Origin of the sequence: Nocardioides currus (assembly GCF_003057875.1) — a bacterium.
Classification (GTDB): Bacteria; Actinomycetota; Actinomycetes; order Propionibacteriales; family Nocardioidaceae; genus Nocardioides; species Nocardioides currus.
Genome location: NZ_PYXZ01000002.1, coordinates 259,873 through 268,599, shown reverse-complemented (window position 1 = coordinate 268,599; position 8,727 = coordinate 259,873). Strand labels below are relative to the sequence as shown.

Below are 8,727 nucleotides of genomic sequence, written 5' to 3'. Positions count from 1 at the left end.
GGCGTGGTCGTGGAGACGAGGTACGCCGCGGGCGACGGAGTGCTGCTGGGGGCGGGGGACCACTGGGTCCTGATGACCGACCCCGGCGACGACGACGTCCTCGACGACCTCTGGGCCGTGCTGTCGGGCGCGCGCGGGAGCGACGCCCCCGTCACCGAGCAGGTGCTCGCGATCGTGGAGAAGGCGTTCGCGGGCGACCCCCCTGGCCTGGCGATCATCGATCTCGCCGGTGGCAGCTCGACCTCCTTGTCACGCGGCGCCGGGCACGTCCGGGTCTCGGGCGCCGACCGGATCCTGAGCCTCGACGGTGGGGCCGACCCCGACTCGCTGCCGCGCATGCGCCGCCTGGCCGGCGGTGTCGTCGCGGCCTCGCGGGCGGTCCTCAAGCCGCTGTCCCACCGCACCTCGACCCCTCCCCCGCAGGTGTCCACCGCGCCGGCGCCGAGCGGTCGCATGATCGACGGCATCCCGGCCGCGATCCTGGCCGCGACCGGACCGGACGGCCCGCCCCCGCGCCCGCGCCGGCGGATGGCTCCCGAGCGCGAGCACGACACCGGGTCGCTGACCGACACGACCGAGCCCGACCCGGCCCTGCTCGAGCGGATCTCGGAGGGCACCCACACCACGATCCAGCCCGCCGAGGGCCACCCCGCCGACTCCGCCGACGACGCCGTCGTCCCGTCCCACGAGGAGGTGGACGACCACGACGGGTCGACCGTGCACCGGCCCGACCTGGCCTCACACCTGCGGCACGGCACGGCGGACACGGTGCTGGCGATCAGCTGCCCCTCGGGCCACCTGACGCCGGCCGACACCCCGGTGTGCCGGGTGTGCCGGGCGCCCGTCGCCCCGCAGGAGCCCCGCCGGCTGCCGCGACCCACGCTGGGCGGCCTGCGACTGCCGACCGGCGAGGTGGTCCCGCTCGACCGGGGCGTGGTGCTGGGCCGCAAGCCCGCGCCGCTCGAGGACAGCACCGACTGGCCGCACCTGGTGCACCTGCCCTCCGACCACACGTTCGTCTCCCGCATGCACCTGCACATCGAGCTCGACGGCTGGAACGTGCTGGCGCGCGACCTGGACTCGCGGGGTGGCACCATGCTCACCATGCCCGGCCGCGATCCCGAACGAATGACCGCCCGTGAGGCCTACGTCCTCGAGCCGGGCGCGCGCCTCGACCTGGCCGAGGTCTACGAGGTCCGCTACGAGGTCGGCCCGGTGGTGCCACGGTGAGTGCACCCCTCATCGGTGGCTTCACCTTCGTCGAGCACCTCGGCAGCGGCGGGTTCGCCGACGTCTTCCTCTACGAGCAGCAGTGGCCCCGCCAGCGCGTCGCCGTCAAGGTGGTGCGCCCCGACGTGCCACTCAACGACCGCGAGAAGCAGCTGTTCACCGCCGAGGCCAACGCGATGGCCCGGCTGGCCGACCACCCCTACATCGTCTCGGTGATCACGGCCGGCGTCACGCAGGAGGGCGGGCGCCCCTACCTCGTGATGCGCTACTGCCCGCCGCCCGACCTCGGCATCCGCGTCCGGTCCAACCCGATGGCCGTGGTCGACGCGGTCAGCACCGGCATCAAGCTCGCCAGCGCGATCGAGACGGCCCACCGCTCGGGCATCCTGCACCGCGACATCAAGCCCAGCAACGTGCTCGTCACGACCTACCACGAGCCGGCCCTGACCGACTTCGGCATCGCCGGTCACATGTCCGAGGTCGAGGGCGAGAGCGACGTACGCATCTCCTACCCGTGGTCGCCGCCCGAGCTGCTCGACGGCCGCTCCAACGGGTCGGTCGCCTCCGACGTCTACTCCCTCGGCGCCACCATCTGGCACCTCCTCGTGGGCCGGTCCCCGTTCTCGATCCCGGCCGGCGACAACTCGACCCGCGCCCTCAGCGCCCGCATCCTGCACGCCGCCCCGCCGGCCACCCAGCGCTCCGACGTGCCACCCGCCCTCGACCGGCTGCTCCAGCAGTGCCTGGCCAAGAACCCAGCCCACCGGCCGCAGAGCGCGCTCGAGCTCGCGCGGAGCCTCCAGCAGATCGAGGCCGCCGCCAACTGGCCTCGCACGGTGGTGGCCGTCGAGGGCGACCGCCCCGACTCCACCGTGCGAGCCACCGAGCCGGAGCCGGAGGAGGACCGCACCGTGTTGAAGGCGGTCACGGTCATCTCCGCCTCCAGCCCCCGGCGCGTCACCACGGCACAGGTCGACCCCGAGGACGAGGCGCCCGAGGAGCAACGCACCTCGACCCTGGTCTGGGCGGTGCTGGGCGTCGTCGCGACGGCGGTGCTCGTCGGCGGTCTGGTCCTGAGCGGCGGCCGTGGGGACGAGCCCGACCCGCCGCCGCCCACCGACTCGAGCACGCCCTCGCCGATCATCGCCGACACCCTGACCAAGCCGCCGTCGTTGTCCGGCACCCGCACCGGCGACACGGTCGTGTTCCGCTGGGACAGCGACTCCGTCGAGCCGGGCGACGAGTGGGTGTGGCAGGAGGTCGGCACCGCCGACCTCGAGCGCACCACGAAGCTCTCGACGAAGGTGCGCGGCGCCGGCCAGGTGTGCCTGGAGGTGCGTCAGGTGCGCGAGTCCGACGAGTCCCCCACGGCCAACGAGTGCGTGCCTTAGCACCGCGACTGCTCCTCGCGCTGACGATCCTGGTCTGTACGCCGCTGGCGACCCCAGCCCAGGCCGTCGCCGACCCCCGGGTCGACCGGCTGCTGCGGGCCGTCGAGGTCGTCGCGACCGAGCCCTACCACCCGGGCTACGACCGTGACTGCGACCCCGGCGCGTGCGTCTTCGGGGAGCCGTGGACCGATCGGCACGACGGTCCGTTCGCCGGCAACGGCTGCACCACCCGCGAGGACGTCCTGCTCCAGCAGATGAAGGACATCGAGATGCGGTGGGGCTCGCGGTGCCGCATCTACGACGCCCGTCTGACCGACCCCTACACCGGGCGTCGGATGACCTGGCAGCACGACGGCTACTCCATCGTGATCGACCACGTCTACCCGCTCGCCGAGGCCTGGCACGGCGGTGCGTGGGCGTGGACCCAGCGCCGCCGCGTCGCGTTCGCCAACGACGTGCGTCGCGAGCTGCTGGCGGTCTCCGCCGAGGCCAACGACGCCAAGGAGGCGGCGAGCCCGGCGGAGTGGCTACCCGCTCGCCGGAGCTACCGCTGCACCTACGTGCGCAGGTACCTCCGGGTCGCGGTGGCCTGGGACCTGCCGATCACCGCCGCCGACGAGGCGACGATCCGCTCGCTCGGCTGCTGAGCCGTCCGGCTCAGTCGTCCTCCCAGTCACGCCGCGGACCGGTGGCGGCGTCCTGCTCCTCCGAGCTCATCCGACCCGAGACCCACAGCGACAGCGCCGCCGTGATCGCCAGCGTCGCGAGGATGACGACGAGGGAGAGCCAGATCGGGATCTCCAGCCAGGGCTGGTCGAAGTGCTCGCCCCCGTTGATGAAGGGCAGCGTGTTCTCGTGCAGCGCGTGGAAGAACAGCTTGACGCCGATGAAGAACAGCAGGAACGCGAGGCCGTAGGAGAGGTAGATCAGGCGTTGGAGCAGGCCGCCGATCAGGAAGTAGAGCTGGCGCAGGCCCATCAACGCGAAGATGTTGGCCGTCAGCACCAGGTAGGGCTCCTTGGTGATGCCGAAGATCGCCGGGATCGAGTCGAGCGCGAAGAGCAGGTCGGTCGTGCCGAGGGTGATGATCACGATCAGCATCGGCGTGATCATCTTCTTGGCGCCCTCGCCGCTGACCAGCAGCTTGCGGCCGTGCCACTCCGAGGTGGCCGGGAACCGCCGCTCGACGAACGCGACGAGCTTGTTCTCCTCGAACTCGTCGTCCTCGTCCTCGGCGCCCTCCTTGGCGAGCTTGAAGGCCGTGTAGACCAGGAACAGGCCGAAGAGGTAGAAGACCCAGCTGAACTGGTTGATCGCCGCGGCTCCGACGCCGATGAAGATCGCCCGCATGACGAGCGCCATCACGATGCCGATCATCAGGGCGTACTGCTGCAGCTCCTTCGGCACGGCGAACTTCGCCATGATGATGATGAAGATGAAGAGGTTGTCGATCGAGAGGGAGTACTCCACGAGCCAGCCGGAGAAGAACTCCAGGCCGTGCTGGTGGTCCCAGGTGATCCACACCCCGATGCCGAAGAGGATCGCCAGCCCGACGTAGATCGACAGGTAGGTCGCGCACTCCTTCATGCTCGGCTCGTGCGGGCGTCGCCCGACGACCACGAGGTCGAAGGTGAAGATGACGACGGTCACCGCGAAGGTGGCGATCCAGACCCAGACGGGTACGTCCACGGGTGTGCTCCTCGAGAGTTAGGGGGTCAGACGACGGGTTCCGCGCAGGCCGCGGCACCCGGAGGTCTCTTCCGCCCACCCCGAGCGTCGCAGGCGGACCGGCGGCACCGGGTGCGGGCTCGCGCCCGCGCCGTACTGACGACACCACCACGGGGGAATACTCCCCTCCTGGGACCTCACTCTGTCACGCGTGGGGTCTCGCGGTCGAACCTGTCCACCCCGACGGAGGTACGGCGACGCCTCAGCGTCCGCCGAAGGCCACGCCGAGCTCGGCGAGCCGGGCGGCGCCGCCGTCGACCGCCGTCAGCACCCAGGCCCCCTCGGGGGTGAGGGTGAAGGTGTGCTCGAAGTGCGCGGCGAACGAGCCGTCGACGGTCGCGACGGTCCAGTCGTCCTCGAGCAGGTCGGTCTCCTTGCTCCCCAGCGTGACCATCGGCTCGACCGCGAGCGCGAGCCCCTCGACCAGGGTCGGCCCCTTCCCAGGTCGACCGAAGTTGGGGACGTTGGGGGCCATGTGCATCTCGGTGCCGATGCCGTGGCCGGTGTAGTCCTCGAGGATGCCGTAGCGGCCCTGGCCGCGGACGTAGCGCTCGACGGCGTGCGAGATGTCGGTGACCCGGCCGCCGAGGTGAGCGGCCGCCATGCCGCGCCACAGCGACTCCTCGGTGACCCGCAGCAGCTCGCTGACCTCCGGGGCCACCTCGCCGATCGGCACCGTGATGGCGGCGTCGCCGTGCCAGCCCTCGACGATGGCGCCGCAGTCGATCGAGACGACGTCGCCCTCGGCGAGCACCCGCTCGCCCGGGATGCCGTGCACGACCTCGTCGTTGACGGAGGCGCAGATGGTGGCCGGGAACGGCGGGTGGCTGTAGCCCTTGAACGACGGGATGCCGCCGTGGTCGCGGATGTTGGCCTCCGCGATCGCGTCGAGCCGGCCCGTCGTCACGCCCGGGCCGGCCGCGGCGCGCAGGAGCTCGAGGGTCTCCCCCACCAGCCGCCCGGCGACGCGCATCTTGTCGATCTGCTCGCGGGTCTTGATCTCCAGGCCGCGGTTGTGGAACACGAGGCGTCGCCTACGACTGGGGGACGACGTCCAGCGCGTCGAAGATGCGCTGGGTGACGTCGCCGATCTCGCCGAGGCCGTCGACCTCGATGAGCAGGCCGCGGTCGCGGTAGACCTCGATCAGCGGCGCGGTCTCCTCGCCGTAGATCTCCTGCCGGCGGCGGATGACGTCGGCGGTGTCGTCGGCGCGACCGTCGGTCTCGGCGCGCTGCAGGAGGCGCTCGACGACCTCGTCCTGGTCGACCGTCAGCACGACCACCGCGTCGAGCGCGTGGCCGGTGTGCTTGATCATCCCGTCGAGCTCCTCGACCTGGGCCAGCGTGCGCGGGTAGCCGTCGAGCAGGAAGCCGGGCTCGGCGTCGGGCTCGTCGATGCGGTTGCGCACCATCAGATTGGTGACCTCGTCGGGGACGTACTCCCCGGCGTCCATGTAGCGCTTCGCCTCGACACCGAGCTCGGTGCCCTGCGAGACGTTGGCGCGGAAGATGTCGCCCGTGGAGATGGCCGGGATGGCGAAGTGCTCGGCGATGAACTTCGCCTGCGTGCCCTTCCCCGCGCCGGGCGGGCCCATGATGATCAGTCTCATTAGCGCAGGAACCCTTCGTAGTTTCGCTGCTGGAGCTGGCTCTCGATCTGCTTCACGGTGTCCAGCGCGACACCGACCATGATCAGGATCGAGGTGCCGCCAAAGGGGAAGTTCTGGTCGGCGTTGATGAGCGCGAACGCGATCAGCGGGACCAGGGAGATGAGGCCGAGGTAGAGGGCTCCAGGGAACGTGATGCGGGACAGGACGTAGGACAGGTAGTCCTCGGTCGGCTTGCCCGCCCGGATCCCGGGGATGAAGCCGCCGTACTTCTTCATGTTGTCCGCGACCTCTTCGGGGTTGAAGGTGATCGAGACGTAGAAGTACGTGAAGAAGATGATCAGCAGGAAGTACACCGCCATGTAGAGCGGGTGGTCCCCACCGACGAGGTACTTGTTGATCCACGACAGCACGGGTGACGTGCTGGTCTGGTTGAACTGGACCGCCATCGCCGGCAGGTAGAGCAGCGAGCTGGCGAAGATGACCGGGATGATGCCGGCCTGGTTGACCTTGAGCGGGATGTACGTCGAGGAGCCGCCGAACATCTTGCGGCCCACCATGCGTCGGGCGTACTGGACCGGGATGCGGCGCTGCGCCTGCTCGATGAAGATGACGGCCGCGACGAGCACGAGCCCGATCACCATCACCATGCCGAAGACCCACCAGCCCTGCGAGGACTGGACGGCCCACAGCGACGACGGGAAGGTCGCGACGACCTGCGTGAAGATCAGGATCGACATGCCGTTGCCGATGCCGCGGTCGGTGATGAGCTCACCGAGCCACATGATGACCGCGGTGCCGGCGGTCATGGTGATGACCATCGTGAGGAACGTGGCGGTGGTGTCGCTGTGCAGCAGGTCGCGGTTGCAGCCCTGGAGCAGGTTGCCCGAGCGGGCGAGGGCGACGATGCCGGTGGCCTGCAGGAGCGCGAGGCCGAGCGTGAGGTAGCGGGTGTACTGCGTGATCTTGGTCTGGCCCGACTGACCCTCCTTCTTCAGCGCTTCGAGTCGCGGGATCACCACGACGAGCAGCTGGAGGATGATCGAGGCCGTGATGTAGGGCATGATCCCCAGCGCGAAGATCGTCAGCTGGAGCAGCGCACCACCGGAGAACAGGTTGACGAGCTGGTAGAGCCCGTTGGACTCGACGTCGTTGAGGCACGCCTGGACGTTGGCCACGTGGACGCCCGGGGTCGGAACCTGCGAGCCGAGCCGGAAGATCATGACGATCAGCAGGACGAACAGCAGCTTGCGCCGCAGGTCGGGAGTGCGGAAAGCGTTGGCGAACGCGCTGAGCACAGGATCCTCTTTCTGATGCGTTGCCGATGCAGGAGGTGTCCTGCCCCGGCCGAGCAAACCCTTGGGTTGGTGCACTCGGGAACGAGCCCCGAGAGGGCCCGGAGAAGCCTAACAGTGAGGCCGTCGCCGGATTCTCCCGGTGAACGCGCGAACCCGGCAGCACAGTTCCCACTGTGCGGCCGGGCCGCGTCGTTGCTGAGTGGTGACGGTCCTCAGACCACCGTGGCGCTGCCGCCAGCGGCCTCGATCTTCTCCTTGGCAGAGCCGGAGAAGGCGTCGGCACTGACCTGGACGGCGACGGTGATGTCGCCCTGTCCGAGCACCTTGACGGGCTGGCCCTTGCGGACCGCGCCCTTGGTGACCAGGTCCTCGACCGAGACGGCCCCACCCTGCGGGAAGAGCTCGCTCAGCTTGTCGAGGTTGACGACCTGGAACTCGACCTTGAAGGGGTTCTTGAAGCCCTTGAGCTTCGGCAGCCGCATGTGGATGGGCATCTGCCCACCCTCGAAGGCGACCGGAACCTGGTAGCGAGCCTTGGTGCCCTTGGTACCGCGGCCCGCGGTCTTGCCCTTGGAGCCCTCACCGCGACCCACGCGGGTCTTGGCAGTCTTGGCGCCGGGAGCCGGACGCAAGTGGTGCAACTTGAGCGTCATGTCACTCCACCTCCTCAACCGTCACGAGGTGACGGACCGTGTTGACCATGCCGCGGATCTCCGGGCGGTCTTCCTTGACGACGACATCGCCGATCCGCTTGAGACCGAGCGTGCGAAGCGTCTCGCGCTGGTTGGCCTTCAGGCCGACCAGGCCGCGCTTCTGCTGGACCTTGAGCTGCGCCATCAGGAGGACACCCCCGCGGCGGCCGCCGCAGCGGCCTCGACCTTGCCGGCCTCGCGAGCCTTGAGGATCGCAGCAGGGGTGACGTGCTCGACGCTCAGGCCACGACGGGCGGCGACCTGCTCGGGCTCTTCCAGCATCTTCAGCGCCGCCACGGTGGCGTGGACGATGTTGATCTGGTTGGAGGAACCGAGCGACTTGCTCAGGACGTCGTGGATGCCGGCGCACTCGAGGACGGCGCGGACCGGACCACCGGCGATGACACCGGTACCGGGGGACGCCGGGCGGAGCAGGACGACGCCTGCCGCCTTCTCGCCCTGGACCGGGTGCGGGATGGTGCCCTGGATGCGGGGAACCCGGAAGAAGGACTTCTTGGCTTCCTCGACACCCTTGGCGATCGCCGCGGGAACTTCCTTGGCCTTGCCGTAGCCGACGCCGACCATGCCGTCGCCGTCGCCGACGATCACCAGGGCGGTGAAGCTGAAGCGACGACCACCCTTGACGACCTTGGCCACTCGGTTGATGGCAACGACGCGCTCGATGTAGACGGACTTCTCCGCCTGACCGCGACCGTTGTCGCGTCCGCGACGGTCGCCCGAGCCACCGCTGCGCTGTCCGCGCTGGGCTCCGCTCATGAGA

The 8,727-nt window shown here is 69.8% G+C and carries 10 protein-coding genes; 3 read left to right on the top strand and 7 right to left on the bottom strand.

Going from position 1 to position 8,727, the window contains the following annotated elements:
• Nucleotides 1-3 precede the first annotated feature (3 nt).
• Genes C7S10_RS06390 through C7S10_RS06380 form a run of 3 tightly spaced genes read left to right on the top strand, consistent with a single transcriptional unit; the run spans nucleotide 4 to nucleotide 3,268 of the window.
• Nucleotides 4-1,230 carry an FHA domain-containing protein gene (locus tag C7S10_RS06390; RefSeq protein ID WP_108343583.1) on the top strand — a complete coding sequence of 409 codons (1,227 nt, stop codon included), beginning with the start codon at nucleotides 4-6 and terminating at the stop codon, nucleotides 1,228-1,230.
• Nucleotides 1,227-2,621 carry a serine/threonine-protein kinase gene (locus C7S10_RS06385; protein WP_108343582.1) on the top strand — a complete coding sequence of 465 codons (1,395 nt, stop codon included), beginning with the start codon at nucleotides 1,227-1,229 and terminating at the stop codon, nucleotides 2,619-2,621. The genes C7S10_RS06390 and C7S10_RS06385 overlap by 4 nt, the downstream gene beginning before the upstream one ends.
• Nucleotides 2,609-3,268, top strand: a complete 660-nt coding sequence (locus C7S10_RS06380) for an HNH endonuclease family protein (RefSeq protein ID WP_108343581.1) — start codon at nucleotides 2,609-2,611, stop codon at nucleotides 3,266-3,268. The genes C7S10_RS06385 and C7S10_RS06380 overlap by 13 nt, the downstream gene beginning before the upstream one ends.
• 10 nt (nucleotides 3,269-3,278) lie before the next feature.
• Here the strand turns inward: C7S10_RS06380 and C7S10_RS06375 are convergent, their stop codons facing one another.
• The 7 genes from C7S10_RS06375 to rpsE form a co-directional block, all read right to left on the bottom strand.
• Complete coding sequence (locus tag C7S10_RS06375) at nucleotides 3,279-4,310, bottom strand: TerC family protein (protein ID WP_108343580.1); 1,032 nt, start codon at nucleotides 4,308-4,310, stop codon at nucleotides 3,279-3,281.
• Nucleotides 4,311-4,551: 241 nt separating this feature from the next.
• Nucleotides 4,552-5,373 (bottom strand): type I methionyl aminopeptidase, encoded by an 822-nt coding sequence (gene map / locus C7S10_RS06370; RefSeq protein WP_279303159.1) that lies wholly within the window; start codon nucleotides 5,371-5,373, stop codon nucleotides 4,552-4,554.
• A gap of 10 nt (nucleotides 5,374-5,383) precedes the next feature.
• Nucleotides 5,384-5,959, bottom strand: a complete 576-nt coding sequence (locus C7S10_RS06365) for an adenylate kinase (RefSeq protein ID WP_108343579.1) — start codon at nucleotides 5,957-5,959, stop codon at nucleotides 5,384-5,386.
• The gene (secY, locus tag C7S10_RS06360) at nucleotides 5,959-7,254 is read right to left on the bottom strand and encodes a preprotein translocase subunit SecY (RefSeq protein ID WP_108343578.1); all 1,296 of its coding nucleotides are present in this window, start codon (nucleotides 7,252-7,254) and stop codon (nucleotides 5,959-5,961) included. The genes C7S10_RS06365 and secY overlap by 1 nt, the downstream gene beginning before the upstream one ends.
• Nucleotides 7,255-7,466: 212 nt before the next feature.
• Nucleotides 7,467-7,907: a 50S ribosomal protein L15 gene (gene rplO / locus C7S10_RS06355; RefSeq protein WP_108343577.1), complete on the bottom strand. Its 441-nt coding sequence runs from the start codon at nucleotides 7,905-7,907 to the stop codon at nucleotides 7,467-7,469.
• Between the two features lies 1 nt (nucleotide 7,908).
• The gene (gene rpmD / locus C7S10_RS06350; protein ID WP_101525234.1) at nucleotides 7,909-8,091 is read right to left on the bottom strand and encodes a 50S ribosomal protein L30; all 183 of its coding nucleotides are present in this window, start codon (nucleotides 8,089-8,091) and stop codon (nucleotides 7,909-7,911) included.
• Nucleotides 8,091-8,723, bottom strand: a complete 633-nt coding sequence (gene rpsE / locus C7S10_RS06345) for a 30S ribosomal protein S5 (protein ID WP_108343576.1) — start codon at nucleotides 8,721-8,723, stop codon at nucleotides 8,091-8,093. Before rpsE ends, rpmD begins: the two co-directional genes overlap by 1 nt.
• Nucleotides 8,724-8,727: the final 4 nt, after the last annotated feature.

What these genes read in the sequence shown, in the direction of transcription:
- C7S10_RS06365 (WP_108343579.1), bottom strand. Translation starts at nt 5,959, where the DNA reads ATGAGACTGATCATCATGGGCCCGCCCGGCGCGGGGAAGGGCACGCAG.
- rplO (WP_108343577.1), bottom strand. Translation starts at nt 7,907, where the DNA reads ATGACGCTCAAGTTGCACCACTTGCGTCCGGCTCCCGGCGCCAAGACT.
- rpmD (WP_101525234.1), bottom strand. Translation starts at nt 8,091, where the DNA reads ATGGCGCAGCTCAAGGTCCAGCAGAAGCGCGGCCTGGTCGGCCTGAAG.
- rpsE (WP_108343576.1), bottom strand. Translation starts at nt 8,723, where the DNA reads ATGAGCGGAGCCCAGCGCGGACAGCGCAGCGGTGGCTCGGGCGACCGT.